Genomic DNA, 19,641 nt, shown 5'->3' with positions numbered 1-19,641 from the left:
TCGAAGGAGGCCGGCGCCGCGCCGTAGGGGTCTCCGCTGGCGCCGCTGGGTCGGGGCCCTGTTGCTTCTGGTCAGCCTGGCCGGCGGATTCATGCTCGGGCGCATGGTCCGGGAGCTGGATCGCACGGTGGTCGCCCGTTTCGAGGGGCGACTGTTTCGGGTGCCGTCCCGGGTCCTCTCGGCACCCACGATTCTCTATCCCGGCCTCGATTGGAAGCGGGTTGGCCTGCGAGGGACCCTCGAGCGGCTTGGCTACCGGGAGATCGGCCGCGACGCCGACATTCCCGTGGGGCGCTTCCATTGGAGCCGCCGCGGTGTCCGGCTCCACCGGCGCGCCTTCGATCATCCGAGCAGGCCGGAACCCGCGCGGATGGTCAAGATCCGCTTCGCCGGCAACTCGATCGAGGAGCTGCGCGATGCACGGACTGGCCGCGAACTCGGCGCGCTCTTCCTGGAGCCCGAACTGGTGGGTGCCTACTACGGGCCCGATCACGAACAACGCGATCTGGTGCATGTAGGCGACGTTCCCCAGCACCTGCTCGATGCGGTGCTCGCCGTCGAGGATCAACGCTTCCACCAGCACCCGGGAATCGACATCCGGCGGATCGCCGGTGCCCTCGTCGCCAACCTTCGAGCCGGCGGGATTACCCAGGGTGGCAGCACCCTCACGCAGCAGCTGGTCAAGAATTTCTTCCTCACGCCGGCGCGAAGCTATGAGCGCAAGGCCCAGGAAGCCGTGATGGCCCTGCTACTGGAGGCTCGTTACGACAAGCAGGCGATCCTTGAGGCCTACCTGAATGAGATCTACCTCGGTCAGCGCGGCTCGACGGCCATCCACGGAGTGGGTGAAGCGTCGCGGCTCTATTTCGGGCAATCCGTGCGTCATCTCGAGCTGCACGAATCGGCGTTGATCGCGGCGATCATCCAGAGCCCCAACGGCCTGTCTCCCCACAGGCAGGTCGAGGGTGCCACACGGCGGCGAGATCTCGTCCTGCGGCTGATGCTCGACCAGGGCCGCATCGAAGGGGCGGCCTATCAGTTGGCTGCGGCCCGGCCGCTGAAGGTCGCCACGGTGACGCCGGAGCCGCGGGAGGCGAGGTTCTTTCTCGACGCCCTACGACGACAGTTGCCCGAGTTCTATGGTGCCACCACCCTGACCACCGAGGGTCTCGAGATCTATTCGAGCCTCGATCTCCGCTTGCAGCGGGCCGCCACCCAGGCGGTTCGAGAAGGGTTGGCCGCGCTGGAGGAGAAGCACCCCTCTCTTACCAAGGGCCCCGACAAGCTTCAGGCCTGCCTGGTCGCACTTCGCCCCCAGACGGGGGAGGTGGTCGCGATGGTGGGCGGGCGAAGCTACGCCGACAGCCAGTTCGATCGCTGCACCCAGGCACGCCGCCCGGCTGGGAGCGTTTTCAAGCCCTTCGTCTACGTGGCCGCGCTCGAGCCGGTCGGGGGGACTCCCCGGATCACGCTTGCGAGTCACCTCTCGGATGCGCCGCTCAGTGTGCCGACGACCACCGGGCCCTGGGAGCCGCGGAACTTCGATCGCAAGTTCCACGGCACGGTGCCGGTGCGCACGGCCCTGGAGCGCTCCTTCAATGTGGCGGCTGCGCGGCTCGGGCAGGACGTAGGTGTCGCCCGCATCGCGGAGGTTGCACATCGGTTGGGTGTCGAGAGTCCCCTGCCCGCAGTCCCCTCTCTGGCCATCGGCGCTGCGGATGTGTCGCCCCTCGAGATGGCGCGAGCCTACGCAACGCTCGCGAACCGCGGCGTGCGACCAGAGATCCGGACATTCGAAGATGTCGTCGACCCGCGGGGCGGAACCGTCGAACGCCAGGAGATCCGTTTCGAGCGCGTGCTCGACGCGGGCACGGCGTTTCTGGCGACGTCCTTGATGCAGGGCGTGGTGGACCGGGGTACGGCGGTTGCCTTGCGCCGGGCTGGGATCCAGGGGCCCGTCGCCGGAAAGACCGGGACCAGTGATGAGGAACGCGATGGATGGTTCATAGGCTTCACGCCGGAGCTGGTCGTGGCAGTATGGGTCGGCTTCGACCAACCACGGAGCATGGGTCTTTCGTCGAGCAAGGTCGCCGTGCCCTTGTGGGCGCTCTTCGTACGCGAGGCGACGGGAGGAAAGATCCGCGGACGTTTCGTCCCTCCGGGTGACGTGCTGAGTGTGGACGTGGATCCTGAGACCGGCGCGTTGGCTTTGAACGGTTGTCCTCAGCGAGAAGCCGAGTACTTCCTGCGGGGAACCGAGCCCTCTCGTACGTGTCCGGCGTGGGCACGTGCGCCGCAGGAAAGGGGTCGCGAGGGGGAACGGCGTGGGCAGAATCCCCGCGCTGTCATTCAGCGGCTCTTCGAACGATGGCTGGATCGTTTGTAGTGCGTAGAGGGTTCGCCGTGTTGCTTGCAGTCGCGTTGCTGCTCGGGTGCGCGGGGATGGGTCGCACCCCGCGGGTGGAGCCGTTCCGCATCTCCCAGATTGCGGGCGAGGGCGACGCAGCGCGCAAGGCGTCGACACGTCTCGTCCTGGGTGGCCTCGAAGCGGAGACAGCAGGAAATGCGAATAGGGGTCGCTCTCTATTCGAGCGGGCGCTGCAAGTCGACCCGAACAATCCCTACGCCTTTCTCGCGTTGGCCCGTAGTGCCTGCGCGGCCGGTGCCGCAGAGCGATGCGAGGATTTCTTGGAGCAAGCCGACGCCTTGATGCGGTTGGAGGATGCTCCGCCCGGCGCATTCGTTCACGTGGAGGGGCTGCGAGGTGCGCTGGGTTCTGCACAACAGCTCCGCTATGCCGAGGAGGCCTCTCCTGCAGTCTGGGGTGATGGTCTGCTCGACGCTCGAGAGCTGCGGTGATAGGTTTCTGCGCCCGATGACCCCGAAATTGAAGGTGTTTCTCGTCGCGCTCGCAGCGAGCCTGCCTCTCGACATAGTGAGCAAGCACTGGGTGGTGACGACGCTTGCCTACGGCGATCGAATCCCCGTGGTCGAAGAATTCTTCTACCTGACCCACGTGCGCAATCCCGGCGCGGCGTTCTCGATGTTCGCGACGGCGCCAGAGCCGTTCCGGCGCTGGTTCTTCCTGATTGCCACGTCGATTGCTCTCGTGCTGATCGTTTCCTTTTTTCGTCAGCTTGCCCCGAGGGATCGACTTTCAGGTTCTGCACTCGGGCTCATCCTCGGCGGGGCGCTCGGGAACCTGCTCGATCGCATTCGCTTCGGAGAGGTGATCGATTTTCTGCACTTCCGTCTTGGCACTGGCTATTCGTGGCCCGATTTCAACATTGCGGATTCGGCCATCGTGATTGGTGTAGGTCTCTTGATCCTCGAGCTGATTGCGAGCGAGGGCGCAGAGCGCGGCGCTCCCTCGGGGAGTGACGAAGACGGCGATGCGGCTTCTCATGCGGAGAACCATCCGTAGACACAGTTCGGTGTTCGCTTTGATCAAACAAGTGAGAAACTCATCGAATTCGCACTTCAACTTATTGACACGGGAACGTTGTCTCGACTACAAAGCTCGAGGCTCCGAAGTTCTCCTGTTGCTCCCGCCGCCGCCCCGAGCCTTTCTTTCCTGCCCGTCCCAGGCATCCCGCCGATGGTTGTGGCCGGCCATCTCGAGTGAGCGTTCTTGAAGTTCTTCATTGACACCGCGAACGTGAGCGACATCCGGGAGGCCGCAGGCATGGGGCTCCTCGATGGAGTCACCACCAATCCCAGCCTGCTCGCGAAGGAGTCCGGGAGCCCCACGGAGATCCTGCAGGAGATCACCAAGATCGTGGAGGGCCCGGTCAGCGCGGAAGTCACCGCCCTCGATCACGATGGCATGATCGCCGAGGCCACGGAGCTCGGGAAGATCGCGGACAACATCGTGATCAAGATCCCGATGACCCTCGAGGGTCTGAAGGCGCTCAAGACGCTGTCGTCTCAGGGCATCCAGACGAACTGCACGCTGATCTTCAGCGCACCCCAGGCGTTGATGGCGGCCAAGGCAGGGGCCACCTTCGCCTCACCCTTCGTCGGGCGACTCGACGATCTCGCGACCGACGGCATGGAGCTGATCCGGCAGATCTGCACGATCTACGAGAACTACGGCCTCGCGACGGAAGTTCTCGTCGCGAGCGTGCGCCATCCCATCCACGTCGTTGAAGCGGCCATGCTCGGCGCCCATGTGGTGACGATGCCGCCGAAGGTCATCGCCCAGCTGGTCAAGCATCCCTTGACCGACCGCGGTCTGGAGCAATTCCTGGCCGACTGGGAGAAAGTCAAGGACCGCTAGTAGCCAAAGCCTTTCCGGTGGCCCGACCACGGGCCGGAGTCCCCCCTCACCATGGCACCCCCCTCCACCAAGTTGCCGCGGCGTCCGAAGAGCGAATACGTGATCCAGACGGTCGTCAATGCTCTTCGCTTGCTCGAAACCTTTTCCGAGGTCGAAGAGCTGGGCGTTACCGATCTTTCACGGCGCCTCTCGCTGCACAAGAACAATGTGTTCAGGTTGCTCGCCACGCTCGAGGAGCGCGGATACGTCGAGCAACTGGAGGACACGGATCGCTACCGGCTCGGCTCGCGATGCCTCGAACTCGGTCATTCCTTCTCGCGCGGCCGAAGCCTGGCGCGTCACGGTCGAAGCGAGCTCGAACGTCTGGCCGAGATTGCGGGTGAGACCGCCCACCTTGGCGCCCTTCGGGATCTCCAGGTGACCCATCTGGACGGCGAGCAGCCGAATCAGCTGGTCCTGACCGGTCTGAGGGTCGGCCAGCGTCTTCCGCTGCACTGCACGGCGCTTGGCAAGGCGCTGCTGGCGACAGCCGGGGCGGACGTCTGGGAGCGCTTCGATCGGGAGTGCGCGGCCGATGGCGAACTCCCGCGACACACTCCGGGGACCATCACCGATCGGGACAAGTTCTTCGACCACCTGCAGTCCGTGGCCGGAGAGGGATTGGCCTTCGATGTGGAAGAATGCGCCGAGGGGATGCGCTGCGTTGCGGCTCCTGTCTACGACGCCGCCGGCCGCACGGTGGCTGCGCTCTCGATCTCCGCACCGGCGTTTCGCGTCAATGAGGAAGATCTACGCCAGCGACTCGCCCCCCTCGTCACGGATGCCGCAGAGCGCCTGACCGCTCGCCTCCGCTAGCCAGATCCAGCAGCGAGGAAGGAAGAACGTCCCCGCGCTAAGGTCCGCGCCCCAAGTCCCTGTTTCGTAACGATAAATGACTAGGAGTCAGCATCATGGACTTCACCCTCACCGACGAGCAGCTTGCTCTCCAAGAAATGGCGCGCCGGTTTGCCGAGGAAAAGATCAAGCCGATCGCGGCGGAATACGACCAGAGCGGCGACTTCCCCCATGAGATCATGAAGGAAGCCTGGGAGCTCGGACTCTCGTGCCTGTCGATCCCCTCGGAATTCGACGGGGTCGGCCTGGGCCTGCTCGATTCATGCATTGTCGTCGAGGAACTGGCCTGGGGCTGTTCCGGGATGGCCACCTCCATCATGGCCAACGATCTGGGTCTTACCCCGATCCTCGCCGGCGGCAGCGAAGAACAGAAGAAGGAATGGCTTGGGCGCCTCACGAGCACCCAGAAGTTCGAGCAGATCGCCTTCTGTCTGTCCGAACCCAATGCCGGCTCGGATGTCGCCGGGCTGCAGCTTCTCGCCGAAAAAGACGGCGATGACTACATCCTGAACGGTACGAAGTGCTGGATCACCAACGGTGGAGTGGCCGAGCTCTACACCGTCTTTGCCACCCTCGATCGCAGCTCGCGGCACAAAGGTATCTGCGCCTTCGTCATGCCCTCGGATCTGCCCGGCATCTCCCCCGGGAAGAAAGAGGACAAGATGGGGCAGCGGGCCAGCGACACCCGGGTGATCCATTTCGACAATGTCCGGGTTCCTGCCTCCCAGCTTCTCGGCGAGGAAGGCAAGGGCTTCAAGATCGCGATGCAGACTCTCGACACCACCCGGCCGTCGATCGGTGCCCTGGCCTGCGGCATCGCCCGCCGTGCCTTGGACGAAAGCCTCGCGTACGCCGCTGAGCGCAAGGCCTTCGGCTTCCCGATCTCGGGCTTCCAGGCCGTCCAGTTCATGCTGGCCGACATGGCCAAGGATCTGGAGGCGGCACGCCTGCTGACCCACCAAAGCGCCTGGATGATCGACCAGGGGATGCGCGCGTCGAAATTCTCGTCCTTCGCCAAGTGCTTCTCGACCGACGCCGCCATGAAGATCACCGTGGACGCGGTGCAGGTGTTCGGCGGAAACGGATACACGAAGGAGTATCCGGTGGAGAAATTGATGCGTGACGCGAAGCTGATGCAGATCTACGAGGGCACGAATCAGATCCAGCGTCTGGTGATCGCGCGCGAACTTCTCAAGGAGTAGACCCGACCCCCCCCGGAAATCTCCTAACACGGTGCAGCACAACAGTTTTCTCGCCTCGTAGCACTCCGTCAATTCTGCTACGATCGCGGGCCCGTTGCCCGGGGCCGGCCCGGTGCACCCCCCAGGGATCCACCCTCCCCGGATCCTGAGGACCTGCCTGTGATCACCAAAGAAGAGGCACTGCGCTACCACGCGGATGGGCGGCCGGGGAAGATCAAGCTCGTACCCACCAAGCCGTGCATCACCCAGAAGGACCTCTCTCTGGCGTACAGCCCCGGCGTAGCAGAGCCCTGCCGGGAGATCGCCAAGCACCCGGGGGATGTCTACAGCTACACGGCGAAGGGCAATCTGGTGGCTGTCATCTCGAATGGCAGCGCCGTGCTTGGGCTCGGAAACATCGGTCCCCTCGCGGCCAAGCCGGTCATGGAGGGCAAAGGGGTCCTGTTCAAGCGCTTCGCCGATATCGACGTTTTCGATATCGAGATCGACAGCCAGGATCCGCAGGAGATCATTCGCACCTGCCAGTTGATCGCCCCGACCTTCGGTGGGATCAACCTGGAGGACATTCGCTCACCAGAGTGCTTCGAGATCGAGCGCACGCTCATCGAGACCTGCGATATCCCGGTCTTTCACGACGATCAGCACGGCACCGCCCTGATTTCCGCAGCCGCCCTGCTGAACGCGCTCGAGATCCAGGGCAAGACGATCGACGCGGTGAAGGTCGTCTTCTCCGGCGCCGGCGCCGCCGGTATCGCCTGCGCGAAGCTCTACCGGGATCTCGGTGTGCGGCTGGAGAACATGCTCCTGCTCGATAGCCGAGGCGTCATCTATGACGGCCGCACGGACGGCATGAACCAACACAAGGCCGAATTCTCGCGACCCACCGACGCACGGACACTCGAAGACGCGATGAAGGGCGCCGATGTCTTCGTCGGCGTTTCCCAGGCCGGCCTCGTAACCCAGGAAATGGTGAAGTCGATGGCGGCGAAGCCGATCATCTTCGCCATGGCGAACCCGGATCCGGAGATCTCCCCGCCCGATGTCGAGGCCGTCCGCCAGGATGTGATCATGGCGACGGGGCGCTCCGACTATCCGAACCAGGTGAACAACGTGTTGGGGTTCCCGTTCATCTTCCGGGGCGCCCTCGACGTGCGAGCGACGCGCATCAACGAGGAGATGAAGAGGGCCGCAGTCAAGTCCCTGGCTGAGCTGGCGAAGCGGGGTGATGCGGTGCCTGAAGTGGTGAGGAATGCCTACCCGGGCGAGAACTTCGATTTTGGTCCGCAGTCCATCATTCCGAAGCCCTTCGACCCACGCGTTCTGCTCTACGTGGCGCCGGCCGTGGCTTCGGCAGCCATGGAAACCGGCGTGGCGCGCGCGCCCATCGATCTTGCGGTCTACGAGCGAGAGCTTCGTCAGCGTTTGGGGGAAGTCGCGAGCCTCTGAAGGGCTCCTGCAAGAAAATGGAAGCCTCCGCACCCAGCTACTCCCTCGACAACCCGTTTGCCGCAAGTGGTACCGAGACCGCCGTCGGCGGCGGAGCGTCCCATACCACGGGCGTGTACGACGCGGCTCTCGAACTCGGCGAAGAACTCGAAGCTCGCCCCCGTCGCGGTGGCGGCGTGGCCCGTGTGCGCGTGCAGCACGTGAAGAGCCGCATGACCGTGTTCGAGCGGCTCAAGGTAATGACCGACCGCGAGCCGAACCTGCTCTGGCACAACTGGGGCCCGGGGCTCGACGGTGCGGCGATCGTGACCGGCATCCTGGATCTGAACGGGCGCGATGTCGCGGTCTATGGCCACGATTTCACCCTGCGCGCTGGCTCGATGGACGCGACCAACGGCGACAAGCTGGCGCGCCTCATCTACATGGCCGGCGAGCGTGGCATCCCGCTGATCGGCATGAACGATTCAGCGGGCGCGTTCGTACCCGCCGGCGTCGGCGGGCTCGACGGCTACAGCGAGGCCTTCACGGCGCTGCGCAAGATCAGCGGCGTCGTGCCCAGCATCAGCTTGATGTTCGGCTACAACGCCGGCGGCGGCGCCTACCTGCCCCGCCAGGGCTCGTTCATGATCCAGTGCAACGACACCTTCATCGGCCTGACCGGGCCCGGTGTCGTGAAGAGCGCCATGGGCGAGGACGTGAGCGCCGACGACCTGGGCGGCCCCGGCGTCCACGGGCTGAACGGCGTCTGCGACGTCACCACCCAGGACGAGTTGGCGTCTCTCCGCACGGCGATCCGCCTGCTCGGCTACCTGCCCGACGACAACCGCTCGCTCTCTCCGTTCATGGAGACCTCCGACCCGGTGGATCGCTTCACCATGGAGGAGGACACCCTCTTCCGCCGCACATTCAACTCCCCAGCGGGGATGAACGCGCCTCTGGACATCACACTCTTCATCCAGCAGATCTGCGATCACGGCGAGTACTTCGAGCTCCAGCCCGAGCGGGCGCGAAACATGGTCACGGCCTTTGGCCGGATCGGCGGCTACGTGGTGGGCTTCGTCGCCAACAACTCGGCGGTGGCCTCGGGTCAGATCGACGTGGACGCGGCCCGCAAGGCCACGCGCTTCATCCGCTTCTGCAACGTCTACAATGTGCCCCTCATCTTCCTGGAGGACACCCCGGGCTTCCTGGTGGGCACGGAGCAGGAGAGCCGCGGCATCATCCTCGAAGGCCGCCACCTGCTCGACTCGATCATCGATGTTCGCGTTCCCTCTATGACGTTGATCATTCGCAACGCCTTCGGCGGGGCCTATGCGGCTTACAATTCCCACTACGTCGGTGCCGACATGGTGTTCGCGATGCCTCATGCACGTATTGCAGTGATGGGTTCTGGCGGCGGCACTGAGTTCGTCTACAAGGCTGAGATGCGAGAATTCGAGGCCGCCTACAAGAAGGCCGTGGCCGGCGGTGCCGACGAAGAGGAGGCCCTGGCCGAGCGCGATGCCGGCCTGGCCGGGTTGCGCGATCGGTACGAGGCCGAGCTGATGAATCCGAAGGAGGCGCTTTCGCTGGGCTCTGTTTCCCGGATCGTCCTGCCTGGAACCAGTCGTCGGGTGCTCGCCCAGAACCTGGCCTTCCTGATGCGCACCTATGCCCCGGCCCCGATGGCCGGGCCTCAGCGCGAGTTCGAGTAGACGCTCATGTTGGATCGCAAGCAGGAAATCCGTCCCTTCCACGAGAGTGAGAGTGAGAGCGAGTGGCTTCGCTCGTTCTCATTGGCGCACGTGAAGTGCCTCGTCGTCTGCCGCGGACCCGTGCGCAAGGAAGCCTTCGAGATCTTCGATCGCATGGGCATTCGCGAGTACGGCATGCTGCTTTCCGAGAAGGATTCGGTCGTCTACCCGCGCTGTCTGGCACCGGAGCTGCGCGGCCTGCGCTTCCCGGCCAACGTGCACCGCGTACCGGACTACATGGGCGTTGGGCAGGAAGAGAAGCTCGAGCGGATCGATGAGATCATCGAGATCGCCAAGGCCCACGGCTACACGCATATCTTCGCCGGCTACGGCTTCATGGCCGAGGATGCCGAGTTCATCTCGGCGCTCGAACGAGCGGGTGTCGGTTTCATCGGCCCGAGTTCCGAGGTCGTGCGGCGTGCGGGGGCGAAGGACGAGGCGAAGAAGCTTGCGCGTGGTCTCGGCAACGCGGTGATTCCCGGTGTGGACGATCTCTCCGCCCGTGCACTCGTCAGCAAGGTCGACGGCCAGGCTGGCCTCGAAGCGTTGGCGGCCGAGCACGGCCTCCCGTTCGACTGGAGCAACGACAAGACTCCGGAGGAAAATGCCGAGGCGCTCCTTCAGGAAGGTTACGCTGCGACCGTCGAGCTTGTGACGATCGCCGAACTGCAGAGCCAGGCGGAGCAGCTCGCCCGCGAGATCTGGAGCGACTACCCGAACCACCGCATCCGCTTCAAGCATATTGCGGGCGGTGGCGGCAAGGGTCAGCGCGTCGTACGAGCGCCCGAGGACGTCGCGGCCGCGGTGATGGACGTCCTCGCCGAGGTGAAGGTCGTCGAGGCCGGCTCGAACAGGAACTTCCTGATCGAGCTGAACATCGAGAGCACCCGTCACAACGAGATCCAGCTGATCGGGAATGGCCAATGGTGCGTTTCGCTGGGCGGTCGGGATTGCTCGGTGCAGATGCACGAGCAGAAGCTGCTCGAGGTATCGCTCACCCAGGAGCTACTCGATGCGGAGCTGAAGGAGGCGACGGGCCGCAAGGCGGAGATCCTTCGTGGGGACAAGGAAACCCTTGGCCGCATGGAAGACGAGGGTGCATCCTTCGGCGAAGCGTCGGGTCTCGATTCGGTTTCGACCTTCGAGTGCATCGTCGAGGGCTTCCATCATTTCTTCATGGAGATGAACACCCGCATCCAGGTAGAGCACGGTGTGACCGAGCTCGCCTATGCCTTGAAGTTCAGTCATCCGGATGACCCCTCTGAATCCTTCGTCATCGAAGAACTGATCGAGGCGATGGTGCTCTTGGCTGTCCACGGCCCCCGGGTGCCAAAGCCCGAGCGTGTGCCGCGCGCGGTTTCGGGCCTCGAAGTCCGGATCAATGCCACGAACGCGGCGCTCCAACCGCATGCGGGCGGCTTGATCCGCAGTTGGACGGAGGCCTCGCCGGGCGAGATTCGCTGGGACCAGGGCATCGGCACGCCGAACCCCGATACCGGCAGCTTCATCTGGTACAACCTGGCTGGCGCCTACGATTCCAACGTGGCCCTGGTGCTCACCGACGGCGAAACCCGGCGCGACAACTACGAGCGCATGGCTGAGGTGTTGCGCCGGATGGAGATTCGCGGCGAAGACGTTCAGACCAATCTTTCCGTGCACTACGGGTTGGTCCAATGGTTCCTTGGCAGGGGCGTCATGGCGGAGCCGAACACCGGCTTCATGCAGCCCTTCCTCGCGGCGGTTGGTGCACTTCAGCGGGTCGTGAACGATGTCGATCTCGACCTGGCTGCCCGCGAGCTTTCGAAGGCCCAGCAAGATGCCGAAGCCCGTGGGATCCTCGCCGCCAAACAGACGTTGTTGCTGCGGCCGCTCGTGGAGCTCCTGAGAGATCCCCACGGGCTGGCAGGTTTCCTGGGCCGCTTCGATGGCGAGCTGTGGCAGGCGGATGCCGACGGTGTGCGCTTCGAAGCCAATCCGATCCGTTTCCTGGACCGGCTCTATCACTACCTCGATATGGAAGAGCGTCCTGGCGCGTCACCCTCCGAGAAGATCTGGCAGCAGGATCAGGAGATCCTCACGGCTGCCTTGGCGTTCTACGCCGAGGTCGAGACGCGTACCGGTGCTTCGAGCTTCCAGGAGCTGGAATCGCTCTTCAGTGGGGACGAACAGAGTGCGCTTTCCGGGGGCGATCCTGCGCTCTGGAATGCGTGCATCGCTTCGCATCGGGGCTTCCAGGTCGGTCTCGAGATGTTGCTCCTCTTGCCTCGCATTGGGCAGCGCTCGGAGTTCCTCGACATTTCCATCGATGAGAGCCTCGTGCCTTCGTTCCCGGCGCGCTTTCTCGACGCCGACGAAAGCGCTCTCTGTACGCGCGCCCTTTCGCCGCCGCCCCGGGCGAGTGCAGACGAGATCGTTACACCGATGGGCGGCACCTACTACGCCCGCGAGGCGCCGCATCTTCCCCTGCTCGTCGATGAGGGTGATCACTTCGAGGAAGGTCAACCGCTCTTCGTCATCGAGGTGATGAAGATGTTCAACAAGGTGTTGGCGCCCTTCGCGGGTACCGTCACCAAGAACCTCATGGCCGATCAGGATGCCTCGGTCGTGGCAAAGGGTCAGACGATCTTCAAGATCGAGCCGGACGAGCGGATCGTGGAAGAGGCGCCGGAGACGGTCGCCGCCCGGGTTCGGGCCTCGACGCTCTCGCTCCTGGCGCTCGAGAGCTAGGCCGAGTCCGGCGATCTTCTCCAAGGTCCTCGTCGCCAATCGCGGAGAGATCGCTGTCCGCGTGATCAGGGCCTGCCGCGAACTCGGCATGGGAACCGTGGCCATCTTCTCGGCGGCCGATGCGGGCGCGCCGCATGTGCGCCTCGCCGACGAGGCGCATCCCTGTGGCCCCGCGCCGGCTCGGGAGTCCTATCTCGACGGTGAGCGCATCCTCCAACTCGCCAGGCATTGTGGCGCGGAGGCGATCCACCCCGGCTACGGCTTTCTCTCCGAAAACGCGGATTTCGCCGATGCATGCGTTGAGGCGGACCTCGTCTTCATCGGCCCCAGCAGCGACGTCATGCGCCGGATGGGTGACAAGGTGCAGGCGCGCCAGGCCATGCAGGCGGCCGGCGTGCCGATCGTTCCCGGCACCACGGAGCGACTGACGGACGATTCGATCGCTGCCCGGTGTGCGGAGATCGGCTACCCGGTGATGGTGAAGGCCAGCGCAGGTGGCGGCGGCAAGGGGCTTCGGTTGGTAGAAGACGCCGACGATCTGGCCAAGGCGCTGCCCCGGGCCCGCAGTGAATCGCAGAGCGCCTTTGGAGATGGGGGGCTCTATGTCGAGAAGTGGATGGAGAGGCCCCGGCACATCGAGATCCAGGTGCTGGCGGATGCCCATGGGAATACGTTGCATTGCTTCGAGCGGGAGTGCTCGATTCAACGGCGTCATCAGAAGGTGGTGGAGGAGGCACCGGCGCCGCACATGACGGAAGAGCTGCGCGCCCGCATGGGGGAGGCAGCCATCGCGGCGACGCGGGCGCTCGGCTACGAGAGCGTCGGCACGTTCGAGTTCCTGGTCGACGCGGACGACCAGTTCCATTTCCTCGAGATGAACACCCGCATCCAGGTGGAACACCCGATCACCGAGGCGATCACCGGGTTGGACCTCGTGAAGGAGATGATCCGCATTGCCGCTGGCGAGCCACTGACGATCCGCCAGCATGAGGTTGCCATCCACGGCCACGCGATCGAGGCGCGTATCTATGCGGAGAACCCGCAAAAGGGTTTCCTTCCATCGCCCGGACGGATCGAACACTGGCGCGAGCCAGAAGGGCCCGGTGTTCGTGTGGACAGTGGTGTCGAGGTGGGCACTCAAGTGACCATTCACTACGACCCGATGCTGGCCAAGCTGGTCGTGTGGGGGCGGGACCGATCCGAAGCTCTCGCCCGCCTTGCCCGAGCCGTGAAGGAGTTCGAGGTAGAAGGCATCCATACATCCCTGGCATTCCACCGACAGCTGGTCCAGCATCCGGTCTTCTTGCAGGGGCGCTACGACACGGGCTTCATCGGCGAGCACATGAAGCCGCCGAAGAGAAAAGAGAAGGTGAGATGACGCACAGGATGCTGCTCGATACGGATATCGGCTCCGACGTCGACGATGCAATTGCCATGGGCGTGCTCTTCTCGGCAAGAACGGAAATTGACCTCGTCGCCGTGACCACTGTCGCTGGCAATACCGAGGGTCGTGCCTGGGCCGCTGCGAGGATGCTAGGCCTGGCTGGATTCGAAGCTGTCGAGGTCTGCGTTGGCGCCCAGGAAGCCCTGGCCCGCAAGAAGCGCTTTGCCTGGCGCGACATCGAGATGAAGGACTATCCGGAAGGACCCGATGCCATCCGCTCCGACGAGCCTGCTGCGGAACGCATCGTGCGTGCAGCTCGCGAGGCACCCGGCATCGAGCTCGTCGCGATCGGCCCCCTGACGAATCTCGCCCACGCTCTGGCCCTCGATCCCAAATTGCCCTCGCGGGTTTCCCGCCTGACCGTCATGGGCGGCCACATTCGCGAGGTGCGGATCGGCTCGCATCTCTGCAAGCCGGGCATCGACTACAACCTCTGCTCGGATCCTGAAGCGGCGGTGATGGTGTTGGGTGCCGGCTTCCAGACCCGGCTCGTCAGCGCGGATGTCACGCTTCAGACGTGGATGCGTGAGCAGGATCTAGCGCGCCTGGCCGAGCGCTCCGGCCCTCTTCCGCGCGTTCTCGCCGATCAAATCCGTCGCTGGACCCCCTTCCAGCGGAAGATCTTCACCAGCATCGGCGGCACGCTCGCTGCGGACAATGTGGCCTTCCTTCACGATCCGCTGACGATCCTCTCCCTTTTCGACGCTTCCGCGCTTCATTTCGAGGAGCTTTGCGTCGTGCCGACCATCGAGAAGGGAATCCTGCGCACGATCGAGGTGCCCGCTGCGCTCGGCCTTGGCGCAGCCATGGAGGTGGCGACGGCGGTGGATGCCTCCGCTGCAAGGGACGCCATCGTTGAGCGGTTGCTCGAGATCTAGGGCAGTCCATTCCCCTCGTCGTCCGTCTCCATCGGAAGCTCGGGGTCGCGGGACCATTCGTTCAGCGATCCGTCGTAGACGCCGACGTTCGGATGGCCGAGCCGGCGCAAGGCGAATCCGTTCAGCGTCGCAGCGATTCCGCCACCGCAGTAGCTGATTACGCGTTCTCTTTCGAGTGCGCCTACCGGTCGAAAGTGCTCGCGTAGCTCGGAATCGCTGCGCAGCGTACCGGTCTCCGGGTCGACCACACCGGTGAACGGTGCGTTGTCGCTTCCGGCGATCCTGCCGGGGCGGCTATAGCCCATCTCGACCTGGCCAGTGTGCAGGCTTCGAGGCAGGGAATTGAGTGTGCAGACCGCGCCGCTTCCGATTGCGGCTCGAACCTCATTCTTCGTTGCCCACCAGGATTCGTCGGGCCTGACCGACGGGCGCGTGGGCGGGTATCCGCAGGGGTCCGTGGAAATCGGGTGCCCTTCGGCTTTCCACTTTGTGAAACCGCCGTTCAGCAGCGCGACATTCTCGAGCCCGGCCGCCCGCAAGAGCCACCAGAGCCGCGTTGCCCACATCGTGTTTTCGGAGGCTGCAGCGTAGACGACGACGCGGGAGTCTTCGCCGATCCCGAGTTGCCCCAGAGTTTCTTCGAGACGTCCGGTCGAGGGCCGTGTGTAAGGAAGGTTGGAATCCGGATCGGAGAGTTCGCCAAGCAGATCCACGAAACGCGACCCCGGAATGTGTCCGGCCTCCCAGTCGGCACGGCCGCTGAGGCCGCTCTCGCCCGTGGCGAAGTGAACGGTTGCATCGAAGATCCGTAGGCGGGGATCTTCGAGCGCCAGTTCCAGCTCGTGGGTGTCGATCAGGCTGTCCACGCCCCGAGTCTACTCTCCATGGGCCACTTCCGGGCGCCACCCGGGTACCAGTTGCCGATAGGCGCTTTTGCTCGCCAAGGCTCCAGATCTGGGCAATCATCGAAGCGTGACGGCAAGTTCCAATTCCCGGGACGCGCCTGCTGCGGCGCCTGAGCAAGACAGCTCGACTTACGCTGAAATCGAGTCTCTCTACCGCAACTCCCCGGTGGGCCTCAGCTTTGTCGATTGCGACCTTCGCTATTTGTGCGTCAATCAGGCCCTCGCGGATATGAATGGCTACTCCATCGAGGAGATGATCGGCAGGAGTTACCGCGATCTCTCTCCGGAGACCGCCGATGCCGCCGAGCCCTTCCTGCGCGAATTGATGGAGCGCGGGATGCCGATTCGCAACCTGGAGGTTCGCTCGCGCCCGCCGTCCGATCCGACGGCCGAGCACGTCTATCTGTTGAGTATGGATGTGGTTCGAGACGAGACCGGCGAGGTGATCGGGCACGTCTCGGCCATCCAGGATGTGACGGAGCTGCGCGAGGCGGAGAAGACGGCAGCTCAGCGCCTGAAGGAACTCGAACTCCTGTACGCGCATTCGGCGGTTGGATTGTGTTTCATGGACGCAAGCTTGAACGTCATTCACATCAATCCCATGTTCGCGAGGTTGGGTCGCATACCCATCGCAGACCAGGTAGGCGCGAATGTCGAGGAACTCCTTCCGGATGATCTCCGGACTCAACTCATTCCGCAGCTCCGTCATGTGGCTCGCAGCGAAAGTTCCTCCGCAACGCTCGAGATCCGTGGGCGTCCTGCGGGTGGGGGGCCCGGAGATTGCACCTGGCTCGCGCAGACACACCCGGAGCGTTCTGCGGACGGGAGGGTGAGTGGGATCGTCACCGTCCTGCAGGACATCACCTTGTTGGCGCAGGGTCGCCGTGAGATCCAGGCCGAGCGCGACCGCCTGGTCGAAGCCCAGCACGTGGCGAGGTTCGGAAGCTATGAGTGGGACCTCATCGGAGGCGACGTCTGGTGGTCGCCCGAGCTCTACGAGATCTTCGATGAGAGCCACACGTACCCACCGTCGTACGAGGGATTCTTCGAGCGCGTTCACCCCGTGGACCGTCAGAAGGTTCGCGAGCAGCTCGATCAGACCCTCACCGGCGAGGGCACCCGGTGGGTGACGTTCCGCATCGTTCGTTCCGATGCGTCCGAGCGGATGCTGTTTACGGCGGCTCGCGTCGAGCGCAACGAAAGCGGCATTCCCGCGCGCCTGGTCGGGACATGCCAGGACGTGACGGAGTTCGATTCAATCGGCACCGATCGAGACGACCCCTCTTCTTCCTAGCATGGCATCCCGCAGGAATCGTCCGAACGGATCGCGTTTCCGTCGGCCCGCCCAGCTCTCTCGTTCCTCGGGGATGGTTGGCGTCTCAGGCCGCGTCTTTGTTCCGTCGGGGAGCGAACAGGTACGCCACGACGACACCCAGCAGGTAGAGGACGATCAGCGGTACGGCGAGGAGCACCTGGCTCACGATGTCCGGGGGCGTCAGCACCGCTGCGAAAACGAACGAGACCAGCACGGCGTATTTGAGCCCGCCAATCAGCTGGCTCGGGTCGACGATGCCGGCAGCCGAGACGAAGAACACGACGACGGGCATTTCGAAGCCCGTTCCGAAAGCCAGCAGCAGGCGGGTCGTGAGAGAGAAGACTTCCTTCATCGTCCAGGCGGATTCGACGAAGTCGCTACTGAAGCCCGCGAAGAACTCGTAGACGAGTGGGAAGACGGCGAAGTAGCCGAATGCACCACCGCCGGCGAAGAGCAGGGTGGAGCAGACGACGAAGGGCAGCGCGACCTTCTTCTCCGAGGGGTAGAGGCCCGGCGCGATGAATGCCCAGATCTGCCAGAAGATCACGGGCAACGCGAACACGAAGCCCGCCAACAATGCGCTCTTCAGATAGGTGAAGAAGATCTCGGTCGGCGCGATGGCCTGGAGCTTGCCGCCGTCGCCCAGGGCCTGGGTCGCGGGCTCGAGCAGAATGCTGAAGATCTGCTCGCTGAAATTCCAGGCGCCGGCAAAGCCGAGCGCCCAGGCGAGCAGGATCTTGAAGAGCCGTCCGCGGAGCTCCGCAAGATGCTCGGTAAGCGGGAGAGCCTCATCCATTGTTGGAGGAAATCTCACCCATCCTTCGGGTTCGCGTCATCGCTCTCGGGCACCGGAGCGGCGGCCGTCTCGGGCGCGGCGGCTTCGATCTCGGGGGCCTCGGCCTTCGGCACTTCGGGAGGCGCCTCCGCAGTCGATTTCGCCGGGACGGGCGGCGGAGGCTTGATGGCCTCGCGGGTCTCGTTCTCGGTTTCCATCAGGCTCTGCCGGATATCCGTGGAAGCGCGGCGGAACTCGTTCAGGCCTCGTCCCAGGCTGCGAGCCAGTTCCGGGAGCTTGGCCGGGCCGAAGACGAGCAGCGCCACCACCAGGATGACGATGAGCTCGGGCATGCCGATTCCAAACATGGGTCAGGAGGATAGCCGTTGGCGCGGGGCGGAGCCCTACTCGGCGTCGGGGCCGAGGATCCTCGTCAACGGGTCGGCTCGTGCCGTTCACGGTCGAGCAAGGCGATCCCGACCCAACGCCCACCGTTCTCCGCCGGGCGCGTCCAGGCGACCCGTCCGATCCGTTCGATTTCCGGCTCTCCATCCACTCCACGCGGAATCAATCGCAGCAGGGCACCGACCGGCTCGGAGCCCTCGATCCGGACACATAGCCCCGAAGCGGAGACGTCGCGGGTGAACGCGGTCTTCAACTGCGGCTCGGTACAGACACGGGGAAACCGGCAGTACTGGACGGCCTTCACCCGATCCTCTCGAATCTCAGGGCTCTGGTTCGGGCTCATGCCGCCGCGTCCTCCCGGTGATTGGTGGATTCGGCCAACACCTGGAGCGGCACCTCCGAGGTGTCATGGAGCGCGAGGAACTCGTCGGCGAGGGTCGGATCGAACTGCACGCCCGCGTAGCGTTCGATCTCGAGCCGCACGACTTCGGGAGCCAGGGCGTCGCGGTAGGGGCGATCGCAGGACATGGCATCGAACGCATCGGCGATGGCGACGATGCGGGCCGACAGCGGAATCTGTTCGCCGAACAGGCCGTCGCCGTAACCCCGACCGTCCCACCATTCGTGGTGGTGCTTGATCGCAGCGACGATATCGGTGGGGACATTCAGGGGCGCGACCAGCTTTGCACCGATCTCCGGGTGCTTCTCCAGCGCCGCACGCTCCTTCGGGTCGAGCGCGCCGGGCCGTGTCAGGAGCTCGGTGGGAACGCCTATCTTGCCGACATCATGGAGGAATCCGGCTATGCGAACGTGTTCGACAAGTTCACTCGACAGCTTCAAACGGTCTGCGAGCATGCCGGCATAGAAGCCGGTGCGTCGCGCATGGCCGCGCAAGAAACCGCTCTGATTCTCGACCGTGTCCGCCAGGACTTCGAGGCATTCGAGTGAGCGGGTCAAGTTGTCAGCGACGCGAGACTCTCCCTCTGTTGGATCCAGAAGCGCACCGATGCGCTGTCCGATTCGAGGGTCCTGGCTGGCCTGATCCAAGATGGATTCGATCTGATCCTGGTAGCCGATCGTCTCGCCCAGAGAAGAGAGGAAGCCCACCAACCGGGTGCGTCCCCGGCGGCGGGAGAGGCAGCGAAAGACCGCCGCGCTCACCTGGACCACATCGAACGGCTTCTGCAGGTAGTCAGCGACTCCATAGCGGATGGCGCGGGTGGCGTTCTCCAGTGAGCCGTGGCCCGTGATGATCACCACCTCGACTTCCGGGAACTCCTGGCGCATCAGTCGCATCAGCTCCTCGCCGTGGATTCCCGGCATGCTGAGATCCAGGGTCACCAGGTCGACCGGCTGACTGCGCAGCAGTTGCAGTGCCTCGGAGCCATTTCTCGCCACCAGCACCTCGTAATTCGGCTGGAGGATCATCCGGAGCGATTCCTGGGGGCCCCGTTCGTCATCAACGACGAGCACGACTTCGCGATCGGGTTTCGGGGCGGGCCGGAGAAGGGTCTTGGGCGGGTTCACGGGGGAGTTCCTTATCAAGGGCCGTGCCAGTTCGAGCCGGATCGCGAAACCCGCCTCAACTACACGGAAAACCATGAGTTTCTCCGGTCTTGGCCCCGCAGGGGAAGTTCC

General features: G+C 64.3%; 17 protein-coding genes. 12 read left to right on the top strand and 5 right to left on the bottom strand.

Annotated elements, in window-relative coordinates; all coding sequences use genetic code 11:
* Window positions 1-61: 61 nt before the first annotated feature.
* The 11 genes from GY937_08880 to GY937_08830 all read left to right on the top strand — a co-directional run bounded on the left by GY937_08880 (window position 62) and on the right by GY937_08830 (window position 14,603).
* Window positions 62-2,386, top strand: a complete 2,325-nt coding sequence (locus GY937_08880; GenBank protein MCP5056822.1) for a PBP1A family penicillin-binding protein — start codon at window positions 62-64, stop codon at window positions 2,384-2,386.
* A complete protein-coding gene (locus GY937_08875; protein ID MCP5056821.1) occupies window positions 2,386-2,859 on the top strand; it encodes a hypothetical protein in 474 nt (157 codons plus the stop codon). Before GY937_08880 ends, GY937_08875 begins: the two co-directional genes overlap by 1 nt.
* 16 nt (window positions 2,860-2,875) lie before the next feature.
* Window positions 2,876-3,424 (top strand): signal peptidase II, encoded by a 549-nt coding sequence (gene lspA / locus GY937_08870; GenBank protein ID MCP5056820.1) that lies wholly within the window; start codon window positions 2,876-2,878, stop codon window positions 3,422-3,424.
* Window positions 3,425-3,631: 207 nt separating this feature from the next.
* Complete coding sequence (gene fsa / locus GY937_08865; GenBank protein ID MCP5056819.1) at window positions 3,632-4,279, top strand: fructose-6-phosphate aldolase; 648 nt, start codon at window positions 3,632-3,634, stop codon at window positions 4,277-4,279.
* A gap of 51 nt (window positions 4,280-4,330) precedes the next feature.
* Window positions 4,331-5,134: an IclR family transcriptional regulator gene (locus GY937_08860; GenBank protein MCP5056818.1), complete on the top strand. Its 804-nt coding sequence runs from the start codon at window positions 4,331-4,333 to the stop codon at window positions 5,132-5,134.
* A gap of 95 nt (window positions 5,135-5,229) precedes the next feature.
* Entirely contained in the window at window positions 5,230-6,375 is a 1,146-nt protein-coding gene (locus tag GY937_08855; protein ID MCP5056817.1) for an acyl-CoA dehydrogenase, read from the top strand.
* A gap of 159 nt (window positions 6,376-6,534) precedes the next feature.
* On the top strand, window positions 6,535-7,821 hold the full coding sequence (locus GY937_08850) for a hypothetical protein (GenBank protein MCP5056816.1): 1,287 nt from the start codon (window positions 6,535-6,537) through the stop codon (window positions 7,819-7,821).
* A 17-nt stretch (window positions 7,822-7,838) separates the two neighbouring features.
* Window positions 7,839-9,515 (top strand): acetyl-CoA carboxylase carboxyltransferase subunit, encoded by a 1,677-nt coding sequence (locus GY937_08845; GenBank protein MCP5056815.1) that lies wholly within the window; start codon window positions 7,839-7,841, stop codon window positions 9,513-9,515.
* Between the two features lie 6 nt (window positions 9,516-9,521).
* Window positions 9,522-12,281 (top strand): biotin carboxylase, encoded by a 2,760-nt coding sequence (locus GY937_08840; protein ID MCP5056814.1) that lies wholly within the window; start codon window positions 9,522-9,524, stop codon window positions 12,279-12,281.
* Between the two features lie 13 nt (window positions 12,282-12,294).
* Window positions 12,295-13,659: an acetyl-CoA carboxylase biotin carboxylase subunit gene (locus tag GY937_08835; protein MCP5056813.1), complete on the top strand. Its 1,365-nt coding sequence runs from the start codon at window positions 12,295-12,297 to the stop codon at window positions 13,657-13,659.
* Complete coding sequence (locus GY937_08830) at window positions 13,656-14,603, top strand: hypothetical protein (GenBank protein ID MCP5056812.1); 948 nt, start codon at window positions 13,656-13,658, stop codon at window positions 14,601-14,603. Before GY937_08835 ends, GY937_08830 begins: the two co-directional genes overlap by 4 nt.
* Here GY937_08830 and GY937_08825 read toward each other — a convergent pair.
* Window positions 14,600-15,469, bottom strand: coding sequence for a sulfurtransferase (locus GY937_08825; GenBank protein ID MCP5056811.1), 870 nt, complete (start codon window positions 15,467-15,469; stop codon window positions 14,600-14,602). The genes GY937_08830 and GY937_08825 overlap by 4 nt on opposite strands.
* 106 nt (window positions 15,470-15,575) lie before the next feature.
* On the opposite strand from GY937_08825, the gene GY937_08820 reads away from it, so the two are divergent.
* Window positions 15,576-16,802, top strand: coding sequence for a PAS domain-containing protein (locus GY937_08820; GenBank protein MCP5056810.1), 1,227 nt, complete (start codon window positions 15,576-15,578; stop codon window positions 16,800-16,802).
* Between the two features lie 85 nt (window positions 16,803-16,887).
* Here GY937_08820 and tatC read toward each other — a convergent pair whose 3' ends face one another.
* The 4 genes from tatC to GY937_08800 form a co-directional block, all read right to left on the bottom strand.
* The gene (gene tatC / locus GY937_08815; GenBank protein ID MCP5056809.1) at window positions 16,888-17,619 is read right to left on the bottom strand and encodes a twin-arginine translocase subunit TatC; all 732 of its coding nucleotides are present in this window, start codon (window positions 17,617-17,619) and stop codon (window positions 16,888-16,890) included.
* A gap of 14 nt (window positions 17,620-17,633) precedes the next feature.
* Window positions 17,634-17,966 carry a twin-arginine translocase TatA/TatE family subunit gene (gene tatA / locus GY937_08810; GenBank protein MCP5056808.1) on the bottom strand — a complete coding sequence of 111 codons (333 nt, stop codon included), beginning with the start codon at window positions 17,964-17,966 and terminating at the stop codon, window positions 17,634-17,636.
* A gap of 65 nt (window positions 17,967-18,031) precedes the next feature.
* Complete coding sequence (locus GY937_08805; GenBank protein MCP5056807.1) at window positions 18,032-18,346, bottom strand: hypothetical protein; 315 nt, start codon at window positions 18,344-18,346, stop codon at window positions 18,032-18,034.
* A complete protein-coding gene (locus GY937_08800) occupies window positions 18,343-19,530 on the bottom strand; it encodes a response regulator (GenBank protein MCP5056806.1) in 1,188 nt (395 codons plus the stop codon). Before GY937_08800 ends, GY937_08805 begins: the two co-directional genes overlap by 4 nt.
* Window positions 19,531-19,641 lie beyond the last annotated feature (111 nt).

Source organism: bacterium (genome assembly GCA_024228115.1).
Lineage (GTDB): Bacteria > Myxococcota_A > UBA9160 > UBA9160 > UBA6930.
This window is presented reverse-complemented; position numbering and strand designations above follow the sequence as displayed.

Coding starts and splice junctions, on each gene's coding strand:
- lspA (MCP5056820.1), top strand. CDS start 2,876: ATGACCCCGAAATTGAAGGTGTTTCTCGTCGCGCTCGCAGCGAGCCTG.
- GY937_08860 (MCP5056818.1), top strand. CDS start 4,331: ATGGCACCCCCCTCCACCAAGTTGCCGCGGCGTCCGAAGAGCGAATAC.
- GY937_08855 (MCP5056817.1), top strand. CDS start 5,230: ATGGACTTCACCCTCACCGACGAGCAGCTTGCTCTCCAAGAAATGGCG.
- GY937_08845 (MCP5056815.1), top strand. CDS start 7,839: ATGGAAGCCTCCGCACCCAGCTACTCCCTCGACAACCCGTTTGCCGCA.
- GY937_08840 (MCP5056814.1), top strand. CDS start 9,522: ATGTTGGATCGCAAGCAGGAAATCCGTCCCTTCCACGAGAGTGAGAGT.
- GY937_08830 (MCP5056812.1), top strand. CDS start 13,656: ATGACGCACAGGATGCTGCTCGATACGGATATCGGCTCCGACGTCGAC.
- tatC (MCP5056809.1), bottom strand. CDS start 17,619: ATGGATGAGGCTCTCCCGCTTACCGAGCATCTTGCGGAGCTCCGCGGA.
- tatA (MCP5056808.1), bottom strand. CDS start 17,966: ATGTTTGGAATCGGCATGCCCGAGCTCATCGTCATCCTGGTGGTGGCG.
- GY937_08805 (MCP5056807.1), bottom strand. CDS start 18,346: ATGAGCCCGAACCAGAGCCCTGAGATTCGAGAGGATCGGGTGAAGGCC.